A 17,961-nucleotide genomic window follows, 5' to 3' on the forward strand; every position below is an offset into this window, starting at 1 on the left:
CTCACAGTGGACTTTCGCCACCAAGTTAGCGCCCATGCCGGGCGCACTACAAAAAAACACCTAACCGAAGTTAGATGTTAAAGTGTTTTGGAATGGAGGATACAGGGATCGAACCTGTGACCTCCTGCTTGTAAGGCAGATGCTCTCCCAGCTGAGCTAATCCTCCAAAATGACCCGTACGAGATTTGAACTCATGTTACCGCCGTGAAAGGGCGGTGTCTTAACCACTTGACCAACGGGTCATAAATATTTATTTGTTTATTGCTCTCTCAAGCACAAGAAATATAATACAATAATATTAAAGGTGTAGCAAGCTTTTTTTTATATTTTTTTGAACTTTTTTTAAAATTAGGAGGATAATGGATTTTGAACGTGCAAAATTACTTTGAAAACGCCGAAACAATGGACTTAGCGAAGGATATGCTGGGACATAGTTTTACTTATAAATCGAATCAAGGGACCTTCTCTGGTCTGATTGTCGAAACAGAGGCCTACTTGGGGCCAATCGACATGGCCTCCCACAGTTACAACGGCAGACACACTAAAGCTAATGATCCCCTTTATCAAGCTGGAGGAACGATCTACATTTATTCGATCCACAGTTGGTTGGATATGGATATCAGTATTCAAAAAGCAGGGACCCCCAATGGGATTTTGATCCGTGCCCTGCAACCTACGGCCGGATTGGAACAAATGGAGCTCAACCGTAACCGAACTGGTTTTGAAGTCACTAACGGCCCCGCTAAGTGGATGTCAGCTTTTGGAATCACTGACAAATCACTTTCAGGAACCATGTTGAATGAACAAAACTTTTCTTTTTCCGACAAAAAAGTCCAAACACCCCAATCTATTTTAGCAACACCGCGAATCGGCGTGAAAAATAAGGAGCCTTGGACTTCTAAAAATATGCGTTTTATTGTAAAAGGCAATCCCTTCGTTTCTAAGTTGCCTAAAAGGGATATGAACCTTGAGACTTACGGTTGGTTATAATTTGTCGCTACGAGCACGTAAAGCATAGAGAATGGCCACTGTATCGACGACTTCTTGGAACAAAGCACCAATAATGGTTGGAATCAAACCGAAAGCAGCTATGACCATTAAAACTGTACAGATGAAAATACCTAACAACACAGCCTCACGGGCAATTCTCATCGTATCGTGTGAGATTTTAACGACGGTACTTACCTTGCTGAGATCATCTTGCAAGATAACAGCATCAGCTGATTCACTGGCTGCGTTGGCACCTTTGTAACCCATGGCAATACCAACGTCAGCTAAAGCCAAAGCCGGAGCATCATTGACACCATCCCCGACCATAATTGTTGGGTGATATTCTTTATCCAAACCATTGATAATTTTAACTTTATCAGCGTGCAAACTTGAAGGATAAACCTTGGTAATACCTACTTCAGAAGCGACCATTTCGGTGGCTTCTTTTTTATCGCCTGAAATCATTAAAACATTTTTGATGCCAAAGTCTTTGAGTTTAGCAATCGTACTCTTTGATTCTGGACGGATTTGATCCAATAAACTGTATACACCAGCGTATTTGCCGTCAATCGAAACGTAAACGCCAGAACCTTTAACTTCAGGTACCTCTTCATCGGTAACAAAACTTCCTTGGCCGACTTTGACAATATGACCAGCGATATTACCGATAATACCTTCAGCTGTTACTTCTTTAAGGTCAACTGCGTTCTGCAATGATAAATTAGCAGCCTTAGCATAATCAACGATTGCTTCGGCCATAACGTGACTGGAATTTTGCTCGATCGATGCCGCATAGGCCATGACTTCTTTTGGTTCAAAATCATTAGCGGTTTGAAAATCGTCAACAACTAATTTACCTTTAGTGATCGTTCCGGTCTTGTCAAAAGCAATCGTCTTAGCTGAATTGAGCTTTTCCAAGGCTGTTCCTGACTTAATAATGATCCCATTTCTACTTGTCCGACTCATACCTGAAACAAAGGCGATCGGTGCGGCCAAAATAAGTGGACATGGTGAAGCTACGACTAATACTTGAGCAATTCTGACAGGATCTTTTGAGAAATACCAAGCCAAACCAGCAATAACGTAGGCAACGATCGTAAATGGTACGGCATAACGGTCGGCCAAACGGACAAAGTGTGCTGGGTGCGTCTCGGACTCTTTAACTAACTTAACGATAGCTTGATATTCTGAATCAGCAGCAACTTTTTCAGCCTTGATCTTAAAGGGATTTTCCCCATTGATCGAACCGGACATTACGTGCGAATCCAATTTTACATTGACTGGCACTGATTCACCGGTCAAGGATGACTCGTCGACTTCTGATTGACCATCTACAACGATCCCGTCGACTGGAACTTGTTCTTTCGGGCGAATCAAAATTTGATCGCCAACTTTTACATCATCAATATCGATATCTCTGACTGTATCTTTATCGATCAAGTGGGCTTGTGAAGGCGTATTGTCCAAAAGTGATTTTAATTCACTCTTAGCTTTATTAGCAGCGTACTCCTCGAGAGTATCTCCACCTGTCAGCATCAGCAAAACGATCCAGCCGGCCCAGTACTGACCTAAAACGATTGTAGCAACGATTGCCGTGATAGCTAAGAGGTCGATACCAAAGTTACCCGATTTCAAAACCTTGATCATATCAACGAACATAATCAAAGCTAACAACAATCCCAAGATACTGATGATCAGTTGGGCATAGCCTGCTTGGTGGAAACCGAATTGTAGAACAGCAGCCAAAGCACCAATAGTCAAGGTTCCGTATAGTTTGATTTTGTCTGAGTTCATAAAATCACAACCTCCCTAATAATTTCTTATCTTTACCCAGATTATACCTTGTTTGAAACCAAAAGTGAATGCTTATTTGGAATGATTCTTATTTAATTATCATTTTAAATATAATCTTCTAATTGGCTACATAAGTAGATTTTATTCCTGTATATTCATTTGGAAAGAAACCTATTTTATCAAAATGAGGTCAATTTTGACAAATAAAAACAGCCATATCTGATATTGATATGACTGTCACTAAGTATTTTCGTTTATCATTCGATAATTAATTATCTATCGAACCAATTTATCCCAAATAACTACTTCTCCACTGGCCAAAGACTTTGGTACATCAATAATTCTTTGATTAGATGAACCACGGAATTGCAAAGTTAAATCCTTTTTAGGTAATAGAAACCGGCCATCAACTAAGATGTCGATCAATGATAGCATTTCTAATTTATCGTCTGATTCCTTCATCAGTTCATCCCAAGAATACCCTGTCCATGACCAAATATTTTTGGTATCGCCGAATTCTTTTCTGATTCGTTTGCATAACGATAAACAGACTCCAGTATTCAAAAATGGTTCCCCACCTAAGAGCGTTAAACCTTCGACATAGCTTTGACTAAGGTCGTTAATGATCTTATCTTCAAGTTCTTTAGTGTAAGGTTTTCCATAACGAAAATCTTGGGCTGCAACGTTATAACACCCTGGACATTTGAACGGACAGCCAGAAACATACAGACTGCATCGTACACCCTCGCCATCGACAAAATTAAAGGGTTTGTAATTGGCAATCCTATTAAGACTGAGGTCCTCGCTCAACCATTCTTTGGGAGTCGGATTGTTTGGCTCTCTCATATTTTGCCGCATGTTGTATCATCTCCGCATTCATATTCTTTTTCCGGGAAGCAATTTCGACGTGGCGTCCGTGGATCATTGGCCGTTGTTGAGGATTCCCTAGGTAGCCACAAGTTCTCTTAACCACGTCACATGTTTGGGGATCGTGGTTGCCACACTGTGGACAGACGAATCCTCTCGCAGTGGCCTTGAACTCGCCTTTGAAACCACATTCGAAACATTGGTCGATCGATGTATTAGTCCCTAAATAACCCACATGATCATAAGCCCAATCCCAAACAGCTTCCAAAGCTTTAGGATTTTGACGCAAATTAGGATATTCGCAGTAGTGGATGAACCCACCTGAGGCATACTTAGGAAAGACTTCTTCAAAACTTAATTTTTCAAATGGTGTTGGATGTTTTCTAACATCATAGTGGAAACTATTCGTGTAATATTCTTTTTCGGTGATGTCAGGAATAGCACCAAATTTTTCCAAATCATCGCGGCAGAACGTATCTGTTAATGATTCAGCCGGAGTTGAGTAAAGGCTATAATGATAGCCACTTTCCTTAGCCCACTGAGCACACTTATCATGCATTTTTTTAACGATTTCTTCAGCAAAGTCATGCGCCTGATTATTGTCTTCCCAGCTCTTGCCAAAAAAGCTTGTACAAACTTCATAAAGACCGATATAACCTAGGGAAACAGTAGCCCGTTCATTCTTGAAAAGTTCATCGATACTGTCAGTCTTCTTTAAACGTTTGCCAAAGGCTCCGTACATATATAACAACGGTGCATTTTCATTTAGCTTGCTTAGTTCTTTCGATACGATAAGCCAAAGCGGCGTGACAGATCTGCATCTTCTCTTCAAAAATAGACCAAAACAAGTCCTTGTCTCCCTTAGACTCCAGAGCAATCCGTGGTAAATTGACCGTTACAACGCCGAGATTCATTCGACCAGAGTTGACTTCCTTGCCGGTTTCGTCTTTCCAACCTTGTAAGAAGGAACGACAACCCATAGGAGTTTTAAAACTACCAGTAAGCTCAACGATCTTATCGTACATCAATAAATCTGGATACATTCGCTTAGTTGAACACTCCAAAGCTAACTGTTTGATATCGTAATTAGGGTCGGTTGGATCCAAATTCAAACCACGTTTGATGGTAAATGTTAATTTAGGAAAAATTGCTGTCCGATGTTCTTTACCTAGACCTTTGATTCTGATCTCCAAAATCGATTTTTGAATTTCACGTTCGATCCAATTCGTCCCTAAACCAAAATTAATCGTCGTGAACGGCGTTTGTCCTTGAGATGAGTAAAGAGTATTGATCTCATATTCAAGTGCTTGCATCGCATCATAAATGTCTTTACGGGTCTTTTCTTTAGCAAACTCATCTTGTAATTCTGACTTGATCCACTTTTTAGCATCTTTTAAATGTTTCTCATAATTGAGTTTGGCATAAGGAGCTAATAGTTGATCGATCCGATTGGCTGAACAGCCACCATATTGCAACGAGGCCACATTAGCAATGATCTGCGACATCTGAGCCGTAGCAGTTTGAATCGAACGTGGTGAAGCTACCCAAGCATTTCCGATTTTAAAACCATTAGCAAGCATCTCATCAAAATCGATCAAGCAACAGTTAGTCTCCGGCGTTACTGGTGAATAGTCCAAGTCATGCCAGTGAATATCCCCACGCAAATGCGACTTAGCCACTATTTCTGGTAGCATCTTCAGACCCATTGCCCGACTGGCGACTCCAGCTTCAAGGTCACGTTGCGTATTGAAGATGTTGCTGTCCTTATTAGCATTTTCGTGGACCACCGCTTCATTACGGTCAAAGAGTTTTTCAATATTCAACTGAACATTAGTGGCTTTGGCAAATTTCTCCTGATCCTTTTGAAAGTATCCTTCATAAGATTCAGCAGCCTTAGATAAGCCGTTATTATCCAACGCACGTGAAATAATCTCATGCATCGAAGTAGTCTTGATCAATGAAGCATCACTAAATTCAGCCACTATCTCAGCAATGATCGATTGTTTCTGACTATCAGTTAAATTCAATTGTTCCAACACAAAATCTATTTTATAGGGGTAAAAATTAGTTTTAACTCCACTTCTCTTTTCAACGGGAATCATGTCTAATTCTTCTAATTTGGCAGTCATAAATCTTCCTCCTAGTACTTGAACCATTTCGGCAATGATAAATATGTTACTATTCTATAAAAAAAATTCTAAAAAAATAAGACTACTAAATACTAGATGATGTGTTATATACCACATCAATACAATATATAGTAGTCTTATTCGATTTTTTTTAAATTTATCATTCCAACAACTTCACAAATCGTCGTTACGACCCTACTCTTTCAAACATATGTTCATGTTCAAAAATAACGTCTCATTTTTAACTTATAGCGTTGTAATGGTCTTTTTTGTCTCATGCTTGTGCACAAAATAAAATGTGACTACGGCATAAATGAAGACGACAGCGGTAATAAAAATATGTACCCCATACAAAATCCCAATAGTAGGACCATCGGTGATGTTATTGTTGAAAAATCCTAAGGCATTGATCTTCAAGAAATAACTGATGAAGTAAATTGTGGTCATATAAACTAACTGCTGTGAAACGTTGCCGACACTGGACAACTGGTATTTGATCAAGAAAGCCCGCTCGGAATCGATGTTGGCATTGCTGTAAAGACCATCGTTTAAAATTCGATTGTCTGAGCCCACAAAGACCGCACAGAAGAATAAACCAACAAAGTAAGTATAATTGAACAAAGCTAAGATCAAACCTATCAGAAGCAACGGAAAGCGCCATGATTGATGACGTCGATTCAAAAATGGTCCCACTTGGAAACCGATCAAGTAAAGTGCATAAACTAACATCAAGGTATTGTAGCCAAATCTGATCGTACTGTCGAAAATGGCATACAACATTACATAATTCATTACGACTCCACGGTTAACGGCTGACATACTCAATGGGAAGAGTTTTTTATGAATGTCGATCTGATAATAGGCTAAGAACAAGAATAAGACGATCGCAGCTAAACTAATGATCAAGTCGAAACTATTTGAAACCGCCTTTAATCTTGTATAACGAATGATAAAGATCAACATTACCAAACTGGCTAAGACAATCAAGCTGAACAAAGAGTTGACGTGAAACTTAGGTTTTTTCTCCATTCCTTGATAAAAAGTCAGACGATGGGTTATTTGCAATCCACCAACCATAGCAGCAAAGAACAAGAAAGCCAACAGGATAAATGACAAACTCAAAAATTGCGTCTTTGTCGAAGCTAGTTGAGCAATTCCTAAAATTATCAACGTCAAGAGGACTGACAGGCCGTGCATGCGATTGAACTTGAATTCCTTGTCCATTTGCCCACGTGACCTTACCGTTAAATAATATGGCCAGATCCAACTGGAAGCTAGTCCCAAAAAGACCCCACCGATCGTTCCAAAGACTGGATTGCCGGCGCCCAAAATGCACAAGGAACCAATCACGCCAAACAGACTCGACATTGCTAACATCGTTGACGCTGGCAATGTGATAAATGTCGTCAACAGCATCCCTAACGCTCTAAAGGTATACAGCATTAAGAATGGCAAAGCGTAAGCAAAAATGCTCTTATTGTGGTTATATAATGTCAAACAGAAAAAATATGGTATTGCGACTCCAGCATTGGCCAAAAGGTCCAAAACGCCTTCGTTAAATATACTCATTATTCGTTTCATTTTTTTCACCTGAAATTGAATGTCTCTGACTATTTTAACAGAAATAGCAAAAAAAATATGGAACACAGTCTAATTTCTGTGCTCCATATTTTTTATTTTACGTGAACCAAATCGTCAGCGACTAATCGTTCGGCAATTTGAACGGTATTCCAAGCGGCACCCTTGAGCAAGTTGTCTGATACGACCCACATATTGAAAGCTCCTTCGTTCTCTAAATCAGGACGAATACGACCGACAAATGTGTCACGACTACCGACTGCATTGATCGGTTGAGGATAAACTTGGTGAGCTGGATCATCTTGTAAAACAGCTCCGGGAGCATCTTTGATGAGTTGTTGAATTTTTTCAGTCGTAGCTGACTTATCTTCAACTTCAATATAAATTGACTCACCGTGACTAATTGGAACAGGAACTCTGACACAAGTTGCTGTGACCTTGATCTTAGGTGAATTCATATCACCTAGCATAATCTTTTTCGTCTCGTGGATCATTTTCCACTCTTCATGCGAATAAAGATTATCTTCCAAAACATCAATTTGTGGCAACAGGTTGAAAGCTAAAGGATAATGCTCCTTATCGCCCTTCGTTGGAAAAATATTGGCTTTCATGTCTTTGCCATCCAAATAGTCCTTTGCTTCTGAATACAATTCGTTCAAAGCACTTTGACCAGCACCACTGGCAGCTTGATAAGTTGAAACAATGATCTGCTTCAAACCAAAAGCTTTTCTAATTGGTTCAAGTGCAACCATCATTTGAATAGTTGAACAGTTAGGGTTAGCGATGATCCCATGATGATTATACAAGGCAGCTTCATTCACTTCAGGAACTACCAAAGGAACATCTTCATCCATTCGGAAAGCACTCGTGTTGTCGACGCAAACTGCTCCACGTTTGACTGCTTCAGGAAGAAATTTTTTAGAAACAGCTCCACCAGCAGAAGCCAAAACGATATCGACTCCTTCGAAGGATTCTGGTTTAGCCTCTTCAACGGTTACTTCTTGGCCTTTGAATTGCAACTTCTTACCTGCAGAACGATATGATGCTAATAACTTTATCTTTTTGACAGGAATAGTTGACTGTTCCAATTGTTGAATCAAACGTGTTCCAACGGCACCTGTGGCACCTAAAATTGCTACTGTATATTCACTCATAAACTTTTCATCCCTTAATTAAATTTACAAACTCTCTGTGAACTTTCTCAAGCGTTTCATAGCTTCTTGAATATCTTCCATTGAGGCAGCGTATGAAATTCTGAAGTGACCTTCGCCACCTTTACCAAAGGCAACCCCTGGTGTTACACCAACTAAGCCTTCTTCGGCAAGCTTGTTAGCAAATTCAACTGAACTCAAGCCGTATTTAGCAGGAATTTCAGAGAATGTGTAGAAAGCACCTTCTGGCAAGGCTGTCTTGTACCCCATGTCGTTTAGTTGATCGACTAAGTAATCACGACGTTCTTGGTAAAGTTTTCTCATTTCGATTGGATCGTCGATACCATTTGTCAAAGCTTCTTGAGCAGCAAATTGAGCTGGGTTTGAAGGGGCTGTAACGGCAAAGGCGTGCATCTTGTTAGCTTGTTCAACGAAATCTTTAGGTCCAGCAATGTAACCGATACGGTAACCTGTCATTGCGTGGGATTTTGAAAGACCATTGATTAAAACTGTCTTGCCAGGCATCAACTTGGCCAATGACAAGTGTTTGTGACCATATGTCAATTCGGCATAGATTTCATCGGAAATAACAAACATATTCTTATCTTTGACGACATCAACGATTTCTTGAAGTTCGTCTTTTGAATAAACGAATCCAGTTGGGTTTCCTGGGAAGTTGAGCATCATAGCTTTAACTTTGTCAGGACCTTCTTGTTGGATAACTTCTTCCAAGTGTTTTCCGGTCATACGGAATCCATCTGGAGTTGTGTCAACTTGAACTGGAATACCACCGAGTACTTTGACGATTGGAATGTACAAAGCAAATGTTGGTGTAGGAATAATGACCTTATCACCAGGATTGATGATGGCTGCTAATGAGTCAAAAATAGCTTCAGTTGCACCAATAGTGATGATAATTTCGGCTTCGGGGTCATATTGAAGATCAAATTGTTTCTTCAAGTAACCAGAAACTGCTTCTCTTAAACTCAAGAAACCTTTTTGGTCTGAGTAGTGAGATTCATTTTCTTTGATACTTTCAATGGCAGCTTCTTTAACGTGTTCGGGAACGTTAAAATTTGGTTCACCAAGTGTTAGTTTTATTAAACCAGGAATTTTGGCAAATTTTTCGGCAAATTCTCTGATTTGTGATCTTCCCATAGGGGCAAGTGTTTCATTTACTACATTTTTTACTGATGAGTCTAATTCTGGCATTCTTCAACACTCCTTAAAAATTAATGTAGTTTAATAATAATACAAAATCGGCAAAATTATTAGAGTTTTTGTAATTTTTTTAAATGATTTCTAAATTATTTGTTCCAAACCAATAACTAATTGGTCTTGTTTCATAACTTCGTGGATTGCTAACTTAACTCCCGTCATAAACGATTGTCGATCAGTCGTACTCTGTGAGATCGTCAAAGTTTCGCCAACGCCACCGAAGATAACTTCTTCATCAGCTACAAAACCAGGCAAGCGCAACGCATGAATCTTAGTTCCGTGATAATCGCCACCACGCGTATTCATTGGGTCTTGACTACTGTGCTGTGCCTGATCATGTCCGCGGGCCTCATAGATTAATCTAGCAGTATTCAAAGCGGTTCCAGAAGGTGCATCGATTTTATCTTCATGGTGCTTTTCAACGATTTCTGATTCCGCAAAATATTTAGCTGCTACTTGAGCGAATTTCATCATCAAGACGGCTGACAAACCAAAATTAGAAGCAATGATTCCACCGAGATGTTTAGCATCAGCTAATTTTTTCAATTCAGCTGTCTGTTCTTCACTCATGCCGCTAGTTCCGATAACTGGACGAATACCATGTTCAATAGCAAATTTAGTATTGTCGAATACTGCCGTAGGAATCGAAAAGTCGATCCAAATATCGGCATCTACGTCGATCTTAGTCAATTCATTAAAAATTTTCACATTTTTATCCAAGCCATATGATTCTGGATCCAAGTCCTTCACGATTGGATTAAAACCAGCAACTAATTGCATATCGTTAGCATCATTTACCATTTTGACGGCCTTTTGACCCATCGAACCACTGAAACCTGAAATTATAACTTTTATCATCGAAAAACTCCCTAGAGATCTAATTTTTTGAATAAAATAGCTTGTTCTTCAGCATTCAAAGCTAGGATTGGCAAGCGACAGCCACCAACGTTATAGCCTAAATGATTCAAGGCAGCTTTGACTGGCGATGGCGATGGATACATGAATAAAGCGGCCATCTTAGGAGTCAATTGGCGTTGAATCTTACCAGCAACTTGATAATTGCCACTATCGAGTGCTTGATACATCTGTGTCATTTCCTTGCCATACAAGTGTGAAGCCACTGATACGACGCCATTAGCACCGATAACCTTAGCAAATAGCGCTTGAGCATCTTCACCACTGTAAACATTGAATGAAGGATCAGCATGTTCAACGATGTATTCTAAATCTTCCATCGTGTTGCACTGCTTAACGCCTTGGATGTTACTGTTCTTGGAAAGTTCAACGACAGTTTCTTTTTCCATCAAAACACCGGTCCGACCAGGTATGTTGTAGATCATGATAGGAAGTGGCGACTCTTTGGCAATCGTTTCGAAGTGGGCGATCATCCCTCTTTGATTAGGTTTATTGTAATAAGGCACCACGACCAAAGCCATGTTGATCCCATCAATCTGGGAAATCTTATTGATAAAATCAATCGTTCCCGCCGTATTATTACTACCCGCACCAGCGATGATCGGAACTCGACCGTCAACGATCTCTACGAACTTGCGATACAAAGTCAATTTTTCGTCTTCAGTCAAAGTTGGCGTTTCACCTGTTGTTCCACCGATAACAAATCCTTTGCTGCCAGTGGCTAACAAGTGTTCAGTTAAATTTTTCAAAGCTTCGAAATCAATCTTCTGTTCATCATCGAACGGAGTAATTATTGCCGTCATTAAATCTGCATTTTCAAACATCTAATCTTCCTCCAAATTCATCCGATAGTTAAAGAATCCCACTACCGCATCGACACCTTTTTGAATCGCATTTTCATTTGGCAAGAAATCGGCCGAATGGAGTGCTCCTTTACTTTCGACCCCTAACCAAAACATCGTTCCAGGGATCTTATTGATCAAATAGCCAAAGTCTTCACCTGTCATTTTAGGCTCTGTTTCTTCAAAAACTACTTGGTCATTTTTTTTCATATAATTAATAAATCGTTTCGTCAAAACCGGATTATTTTCAACCGGATAATAGCCACCTTGGTTATATTCCACTGTGATTTGGCAATTGAAAGACTTTTCCAAGCCTTCAGCAATTTCCAAAACCCGCTGGCGAATGAACATGATCATATCTTCAGTCAATCCCCGAATCGTTCCTTCGATCCGAGCTTCACCCGCAATGACATTTCTGATCACTCCGGCATCGATCTTACCAAAGGTTATTACGCCACATTTGATTGGATCGATAGAACGTGAGATGACCGTTTGTACTTGATTGATGAAATTTGCTGCAATCACGATTGCATCGTTTGCCAAATGTGGATACGCTGCGTGGCCGCTCTTTCCATGGATAATAATATTAACTTCGGTCGTTCCAGCAAATAAAGTCCCATTACGACAACCGATAACGCCTGTTTTCAATAGCGGATTATCATGTAGACCATAGAACTCATCAACTCGAAAATCACCACTGAAGGCACCTAAATCATACGCAACTTTGCCGCCGCTTTGACTCTCTTCTGCGGGTTGAAAGAAAAATACCAAATTATCCTTTGGTTGATGCTCACTAAAGTAATTCAAAATTCCTAAAGCCACCGTCACATGTAAATCGTGACCACATGCATGCATTACCCCAGGAGTCTTTGAGGAATATTCCAAACCATTCTTTTCAGTGACCGGCAAAGCATCCATATCGCAACGATAACCGATATTTCTAATTGGATCACTACCTTTGACCAACACCAACAGAGCAGTTGGTAGATCTGGTAGCTCTTTAATTTCCAAATTGGTCTGTGGGAATGATTCTACGATTTGTTTTACGTATGCCTGCGTCTTGAATTCTTGCATCGACAACTCAGCAATTGAGTGTAAATGACGTCTGATCTGAATTAATTCATCACTTGATAACGTCATAATTATAACTTCCTTAAAGTACTCTCGATTTTAGTCTTATCTGTCGTTTTTTGATCTTTTACTTTGAGAATTTTGGCAGGAACACCAGCTACTACCGCTCCGGCAGCGACATCTTTAGTTACGACCGCTCCAGCACCAACAACTGCTCCATCTCCAACTTGAACGCCCTCTAGGACGACGGCATTGGCACCAACAACTACATTATTGCCGATTCTAACTGGTTGAGCCGATGCGGGTTCAACCACACCTGCTAAAACAGCATTAGCGCCGATATGTGAATTTTCACCAACGATTGCTCTGCCACCAAAGACTGCGCCCATATCGATCATTGTCTTAGCACCAATTTCAGCACCGATATTGATCACCGCACCCATCATGATCACCGCATTGTCACCAATTTCAACTTTGTCACGAATGATCGCACCTGGTTCGATTCTGGCATTGATATGTTTGATATCAAGCATTGGCACGCCTGTATTTTGTGCAGCCGTTTCAATGTAATTGTCAGTTAAGTTATTTGCTTTTAAAATTGGTTCGATCAGTTGGTAATCGCCGATAATAATTGCAAAATCATTATTTTTAAATACCTTGATCGTATCGGGGAAAACAACTTGTGACACGTCCCCTTGCACGTACACTTTTACTGGGGTAGTTTTCTTAGAGTTTCCTATATAATTAATAATTTCTTGGGCATCCATTTTTGTCATTTAATTTTCCTCCAACTAATAATCACAATCTAAACTGATCAAATCTTGATACGTTTCACGTTTAACGACTAGCTTGTCTTGACCATTTTCAACAAAGACAACGGCCGGTCTAGGATTGCGATTGTAATTCATTGCCATTGAGTATCCGTAAGCTCCGGTGTCAAGTACTGCGAGAATATCGCCAACTTTTGTCTTTGGTAAGGCTTGCTTATCTATCAAGATATCACCTGACTCACAATACTTACCAGCAATATGAGCTGTTTCAACTAATGGCTGATCCATCTTGTTAGCAACGACGGCTTCATACTTAGCTTGATACAAAGCTGGTCTGATGTTGTCGCCCATGCCGCCGTCAACTGCAACATATGGCGTTAAATCAGGAATATCCTTTCGAGAACCGATAGTGTAAAGCGTATAGCCAGCTGGTCCTACGAGTGAACGTCCTGGTTCGATCCAAATTTCTGGAACATTATCGCAGTTCTTTTTCAATTCAGCTGCAATCTTTGAAATGAATTCGTTAGCGGTGATCGGGTCGTCATCTTCGTTGTAGCTAATTCCAAAGCCACCGCCGAGATTGATAACTTGAGGCCAGTAGTCGAATTCCTTTTGGAAATCCTTAGCAATGGCAATCATCTTTTGGGCTAGCATTACGAAACCTTGCGTTCCAAAAATCTGAGAACCGATGTGCGCGTGGATTCCTAATAGATTCATGCGTTCATCTTCCAAAACTAACTTCATAGCTTCTTTAGCTTGACCGGATTCAACGTCGAAACCAAATTTACTATCAGTCTGTCCGGTTTGATCATATTTGTGCGTGTGTGCAGAAATACCTGGCGTCAAACGTAACATTACGTCGATCTTTTGATCATCTGTTTTTAAAATACGTGATAACAATTCAATTTCATGGAAATTATCCAACATAATGACACCAACGTGATTCTTGACTGCCATCTCTAGTTCCTCAAAGGATTTGTTGTTGCCGTGAAAACTGATCTTATCAGTTGGAAAACCTGCTGCCAAAGCCGTGTACAATTCTCCGCCAGAAACTACATCGATATGAACGTCTTCTTGTTTCATAACTTGATAGATAGCCTTAACGGCAAAAGCTTTACTGGCATAACTGATTTGATATTTCAAATCGGCTTGTTCAAATGCAGATCTGAATTTCTTTATTTGGTTACGGATCGCCGTTACATCAAATACATAAAGTGGAGTTCCATATTTTTTGGCTAAATCGACACTGTCGACCCCGTCAATCATTAAATGTCCGTTCTCGCTAATTAATTCATCCTTAATCATTTTCCATGCTCCTTTTCCCAAATAAAAAAGACCTCTTTGCTTATTAACAAAGAGATCCATAAATAATCCGCATCAATTTTGTCATAAGCTCAACGTAATCAATATACGACTACGACAGTTCGTATTCTATTAGTAATACGCCCCAGCCAATCAGACCCTGTAAAACCCAATGCTTCGGCAATCTTCCCTTTTGATGAGTTCAAGGCTTTTACAGAAGCTCCCTCATTTACTGATGTTGATTGCGACCTCTTTTGTTGGTACTAAGATTATAACAATGCTTATAATTCGTCAAGTAATATCAATAATTTTCTCATTTTTCTAATAATTAATATATTTTTCTTGTCATAACAACCAAAAATGATACACTCATCATTAAAAACTATTTAATTTTAGAGGTGTATTGTATGAAGGTCGTTAAATTTGGGGGTAGTTCCCTCGCAACCGGAGAGCAATTTGAAAAGGTCATTAAGATCGTCAGTGATGATTTTGAAAGAAAAGTCATCGTTACTTCGGCCCCTGGCAAACGTTTTGCCGGCGATACCAAAGTTACTGACTTATTGATCGAATATGCAAAAATGGTATTAGAAAATGAAGATTACACAAATATTGTTAAAGAAATAGTTTCCCGATATCGTCAAATCAGTGATTATTTCCAACTTGACGAATCCGTCATTAAACTTCTAAAAGAAAAAATCGTTGGTTTAGCCAAAACTGACTTCTCAGATGAAGAACATCTAATGGCCGCTTTCAAAGCTCACGGGGAATTTTTAAATGCGATCCTATTAAATAAAGTTCTCAATACCAAGGGTATCAAATCGATCTTCGTCGATTCCAAAGAAGCTGGCATCATTGTTCATGGCAAGCCCAACGACGCTGATATTTCTAATCAAACTTATGTAAATTTGGAAAAATTCGAGATTCCTGAAGGCACCAAAGCCGTTTTCCCAGGATTCTTTGGTTACAGCAAGCATGGTTCGATCTATACTTTTTCTCGTGGTGGATCCGATATCACTGGCGCCATGTTGAGTCGTGGACTTCACGCTGATCTATATGAGAACTTTACCGACGTCGATGCCATTTACGTAGCTAACAATCACGTTGTTAAACACCCACAAGCTATCAAGAAGATGTCTTATCGAGAAATGCGTGAACTTTCTTACGCAGGCTTCTCAGTTTTCCAAGATGAAGCTATTATCCCCGCTGTCAAAGGTCAAGTACCAGTCAATGTCAAGAACACTAATAATCCCGACGCTGATGGAACCATGATCGTACCTGAACAATTTCTATTCGATCCATCCAATCAAATTACTGGTATCGCCTGTTCCAAACGTTTTTCAGCTCTTTATATCCACCGCTATTTGCTCAATAAAGAAGTCGGTTTCACTCTGAAACTTTTGCAGATCTTTTACAAATACAATATTTCTTACGAACACATGCCTTCAGGTATCGATGATCTAACCGTTATCTTTGACCGGACGAAACTTGATAAGACAACTATTAAACACTTGTGTCATGACGTCAAAGAAGTCCTTCAGCCAGATTATTTGGAATGGATGGACGATTATGCGATTATTATGGTAGTTGGTGAAGGAATTGCTCACAACGTCAATACTATCGGTGAGATCATTGATTCTTTGACCGAAAATAATATCGCAATTCACATGATCAACCAAGGTGCCTCCCGAATCTCAATTATGATTGGTATCCAGGAATCCGACGCCGATAATGCTGTAAATCAAATTTATAAGAAATTTTTTAATTAATAATTGAGGTGAATGAATTGGTAAAATTACTCAAAGTACACGGTTCAGAAAACAAGTTTTTCATTTTGGATCAGACTGTCCTAGAAACTCTCCTAAGTGACACTGAATTAAAGCAAGTCGCTATCAATCTTTGCGAAAATACTCTTGGAGGCGCTGATGGACTTTTGGTAGTTGATACAAGTGAAAACTGTCTCGGCAAAATGCGTGTCATCAACGCTGACGGCAGTGAAGCCAAGATGTGTGGCAATGGACTGAGAACTGTCAGTCGTTATCTCTCTGAAAAATATCATCTGAACGAATTCAAAGTCGAAACAATGGAATCAAATCTAGATGTTTCCAAAGCTGAAGACTTTTACCAAGGCGTACCTGCTTTTAGCGTTGAAATATCGCCTATTTCCTTTGACAAAAAGGATTTACCTTTCGCTTATAAAGATTTAACCGAAATGATCGATCAAACAGTTCCTGAATTCCTACCTGACCAAACATTCACCGCTATTGCCGTTCCTAATCCGCATTTGATCAGCTTCGTCCCTGAGGTCAGTCAATTAGAATTAGGCGATCTTGGTCAAAACTTAAATGCTCCCAATGAATACTTCCCTGAAGGCGTTAACGTTAGTTTCTGTCAGATTCTCGATACTAACAAACTCTTCGTTCAAACCTATGAACGTGGTGTTGGATTCACTAACGCCTGTGGTACCGGTATGTCAGCTACTAGTTTGGCTTTTGCCCTATTACATCCGGACCGCTTTGATCCAACTAAGGACATCAGTGTTTACAATCCTGGTGGCATGGTAAAGACTCAAATCACTTTAAATGATATTAAGGAATTGAGTAAGATCCGTCTGATTGGAAATGCTACCTTTACTCACGAGATCACACTCAGTGAATATAACCTTCACAATAACAATTTTAACGAGATTGAAGTCAGCAATACCGGCGAAGAAAATGATTATCAAGCTTTTGTTAAAAGCATTGCTGAAAACTAATCGAACCTTAACCGTAACCGTTGATTCCCAATGTGGATCAGCGGTTATTTTTATACAAAAAAAGAGACCTATGAGATTAAACTCATAAGTCTCTTTTTAGTAGTGCGCCTAGTAGGAGTCGAACCTACAACCTTCTGATTCGTAGTCAGACACTCTATCCAATTGCGCTATAGGCGCATATCAATAACTCAACGAATATAAGTATATCATATTCATTATAAATTTGTATAGAATTAATTGAAAAAAATCAATTATTTTTTCTAATACAATGGTTGATCAAGTTTTAGGTTAATTAAAAGAGTATTCCTACTACAAAAGCAAGAATACCCTTTGTTTCGCCTACGGAGAGTAGGGGGTTCGAACCCCTGATACAGGTCAATACCCGTATACATGATTTCCAATCATGCTCCTTCAACCACTCGGACAACTCTCCAGGTAAAAAAAAACTCCGGTTGTCAGACTCGAACTGACGACAACCTGATTAACAGTCAGGTGCTCTACCAACTGAGCTAAACCGGAATAATTCCAGCGTAGCGACTATCTATCCTCGCGGGTAGTTTCCCACCAACTACTTTCGACGTG

The 17,961-nt window shown here is 39.7% G+C and carries 13 protein-coding genes, 5 tRNA genes, 1 pseudogene and 1 riboswitch; of the genes and pseudogenes, 3 read left to right on the forward strand and 16 right to left on the reverse strand.

What is annotated here, in order from left to right:
• Positions 1–93: 93 nt before the first annotated feature.
• Both FD29_RS08025 and FD29_RS08030 read right to left on the reverse strand, forming a co-directional pair.
• Positions 94–166: transfer RNA gene (locus FD29_RS08025), tRNA-Val, on the reverse strand.
• A 4-nt stretch (positions 167–170) separates the two neighbouring features.
• Positions 171–242, reverse strand: a tRNA-Glu gene (locus FD29_RS08030).
• A 130-nt stretch (positions 243–372) separates the two neighbouring features.
• Between FD29_RS08030 and FD29_RS08035 the strand changes: the two genes are divergently transcribed.
• Positions 373–990, forward strand: a complete 618-nt coding sequence (locus FD29_RS08035; protein WP_235804286.1) for a DNA-3-methyladenine glycosylase — start codon at positions 373–375, stop codon at positions 988–990.
• Here the strand turns inward: FD29_RS08035 and FD29_RS08040 are convergent.
• The 11 genes and pseudogenes from FD29_RS08040 to lysA form a co-directional block, all read right to left on the reverse strand.
• Complete coding sequence (locus tag FD29_RS08040) at positions 985–2,784, reverse strand: heavy metal translocating P-type ATPase (protein WP_057888430.1); 1,800 nt, start codon at positions 2,782–2,784, stop codon at positions 985–987. The two genes, FD29_RS08035 and FD29_RS08040, sit on opposite strands and share 6 nt — an antisense overlap.
• A gap of 276 nt (positions 2,785–3,060) precedes the next feature.
• Complete coding sequence (nrdG, locus tag FD29_RS08045) at positions 3,061–3,642, reverse strand: anaerobic ribonucleoside-triphosphate reductase activating protein (RefSeq protein WP_057888431.1); 582 nt, start codon at positions 3,640–3,642, stop codon at positions 3,061–3,063.
• A pseudogene (gene nrdD, locus FD29_RS08050) lies at positions 3,572–5,780 on the reverse strand (anaerobic ribonucleoside-triphosphate reductase). Before nrdD ends, nrdG begins: the two are co-directional and overlap by 71 nt.
• 246 nt (positions 5,781–6,026) lie before the next feature.
• Positions 6,027–7,361 (reverse strand): hypothetical protein, encoded by a 1,335-nt coding sequence (locus FD29_RS08055; protein WP_057888432.1) that lies wholly within the window; start codon positions 7,359–7,361, stop codon positions 6,027–6,029.
• A gap of 92 nt (positions 7,362–7,453) precedes the next feature.
• Complete coding sequence (locus FD29_RS08060) at positions 7,454–8,512, reverse strand: aspartate-semialdehyde dehydrogenase (protein WP_057888433.1); 1,059 nt, start codon at positions 8,510–8,512, stop codon at positions 7,454–7,456.
• A gap of 24 nt (positions 8,513–8,536) precedes the next feature.
• The gene (locus tag FD29_RS08065) at positions 8,537–9,721 is read right to left on the reverse strand and encodes an aminotransferase class I/II-fold pyridoxal phosphate-dependent enzyme (RefSeq protein WP_057888434.1); all 1,185 of its coding nucleotides are present in this window, start codon (positions 9,719–9,721) and stop codon (positions 8,537–8,539) included.
• Positions 9,722–9,811: 90 nt separating this feature from the next.
• A complete protein-coding gene (gene dapB, locus FD29_RS08070) occupies positions 9,812–10,585 on the reverse strand; it encodes a 4-hydroxy-tetrahydrodipicolinate reductase (RefSeq protein ID WP_057888435.1) in 774 nt (257 codons plus the stop codon).
• Positions 10,586–10,596: 11 nt separating this feature from the next.
• A complete protein-coding gene (gene dapA / locus FD29_RS08075; protein WP_057888436.1) occupies positions 10,597–11,466 on the reverse strand; it encodes a 4-hydroxy-tetrahydrodipicolinate synthase in 870 nt (289 codons plus the stop codon).
• On the reverse strand, positions 11,467–12,624 hold the full coding sequence (locus FD29_RS08080) for an N-acetyldiaminopimelate deacetylase (RefSeq protein WP_057888437.1): 1,158 nt from the start codon (positions 12,622–12,624) through the stop codon (positions 11,467–11,469). It abuts the gene before it with no gap.
• Between the two features lie 2 nt (positions 12,625–12,626).
• Entirely contained in the window at positions 12,627–13,331 is a 705-nt protein-coding gene (dapD, locus tag FD29_RS08085) for a 2,3,4,5-tetrahydropyridine-2,6-dicarboxylate N-acetyltransferase (RefSeq protein ID WP_057888438.1), read from the reverse strand.
• Between the two features lie 15 nt (positions 13,332–13,346).
• Complete coding sequence (gene lysA, locus FD29_RS08090) at positions 13,347–14,630, reverse strand: diaminopimelate decarboxylase (protein WP_057888439.1); 1,284 nt, start codon at positions 14,628–14,630, stop codon at positions 13,347–13,349.
• A 77-nt stretch (positions 14,631–14,707) separates the two neighbouring features.
• Positions 14,708–14,889, reverse strand: a riboswitch (Lysine riboswitch).
• A gap of 145 nt (positions 14,890–15,034) precedes the next feature.
• Between lysA and FD29_RS08095 the strand changes: the two genes are divergently transcribed.
• Together FD29_RS08095 and dapF are read left to right on the forward strand one after the other, a co-directional pair.
• On the forward strand, positions 15,035–16,393 hold the full coding sequence (locus FD29_RS08095) for an aspartate kinase (protein WP_057888440.1): 1,359 nt from the start codon (positions 15,035–15,037) through the stop codon (positions 16,391–16,393).
• 17 nt (positions 16,394–16,410) lie between these two features.
• The gene (gene dapF, locus FD29_RS08100; RefSeq protein WP_057888441.1) at positions 16,411–17,379 is read left to right on the forward strand and encodes a diaminopimelate epimerase; all 969 of its coding nucleotides are present in this window, start codon (positions 16,411–16,413) and stop codon (positions 17,377–17,379) included.
• 103 nt (positions 17,380–17,482) lie between these two features.
• Here the strand turns inward: dapF and FD29_RS08105 are convergent.
• The 3 genes from FD29_RS08105 to FD29_RS08115 all read right to left on the reverse strand — a co-directional run bounded on the left by FD29_RS08105 (position 17,483) and on the right by FD29_RS08115 (position 17,898).
• Positions 17,483–17,556, reverse strand: a tRNA-Arg gene (locus tag FD29_RS08105).
• 165 nt (positions 17,557–17,721) lie between these two features.
• Positions 17,722–17,812 (reverse strand) — tRNA-Ser (locus FD29_RS08110).
• A gap of 13 nt (positions 17,813–17,825) precedes the next feature.
• A tRNA-Asn gene (locus FD29_RS08115) sits at positions 17,826–17,898 on the reverse strand.
• Positions 17,899–17,961: the final 63 nt, after the last annotated feature.

Origin of the sequence: Companilactobacillus mindensis DSM 14500 (assembly GCF_001434275.1) — a bacterium.
Classification (GTDB): domain Bacteria; phylum Bacillota; class Bacilli; order Lactobacillales; family Lactobacillaceae; genus Companilactobacillus; species Companilactobacillus mindensis.

Coding starts and splice junctions, on each gene's coding strand:
- FD29_RS08040 (WP_057888430.1), bottom strand. CDS start 2,784: ATGAACTCAGACAAAATCAAACTATACGGAACCTTGACTATTGGTGCT.
- nrdG (WP_057888431.1), bottom strand. CDS start 3,642: ATGCGGCAAAATATGAGAGAGCCAAACAATCCGACTCCCAAAGAATGG.
- FD29_RS08055 (WP_057888432.1), bottom strand. CDS start 7,361: ATGAAACGAATAATGAGTATATTTAACGAAGGCGTTTTGGACCTTTTG.
- FD29_RS08060 (WP_057888433.1), bottom strand. CDS start 8,512: ATGAGTGAATATACAGTAGCAATTTTAGGTGCCACAGGTGCCGTTGGA.
- FD29_RS08065 (WP_057888434.1), bottom strand. CDS start 9,721: ATGCCAGAATTAGACTCATCAGTAAAAAATGTAGTAAATGAAACACTT.
- dapB (WP_057888435.1), bottom strand. CDS start 10,585: ATGATAAAAGTTATAATTTCAGGTTTCAGTGGTTCGATGGGTCAAAAG.
- dapA (WP_057888436.1), bottom strand. CDS start 11,466: ATGTTTGAAAATGCAGATTTAATGACGGCAATAATTACTCCGTTCGAT.
- FD29_RS08080 (WP_057888437.1), bottom strand. CDS start 12,624: ATGACGTTATCAAGTGATGAATTAATTCAGATCAGACGTCATTTACAC.
- dapD (WP_057888438.1), bottom strand. CDS start 13,331: ATGACAAAAATGGATGCCCAAGAAATTATTAATTATATAGGAAACTCT.
- lysA (WP_057888439.1), bottom strand. CDS start 14,630: ATGATTAAGGATGAATTAATTAGCGAGAACGGACATTTAATGATTGAC.
- FD29_RS08095 (WP_057888440.1), top strand. CDS start 15,035: ATGAAGGTCGTTAAATTTGGGGGTAGTTCCCTCGCAACCGGAGAGCAA.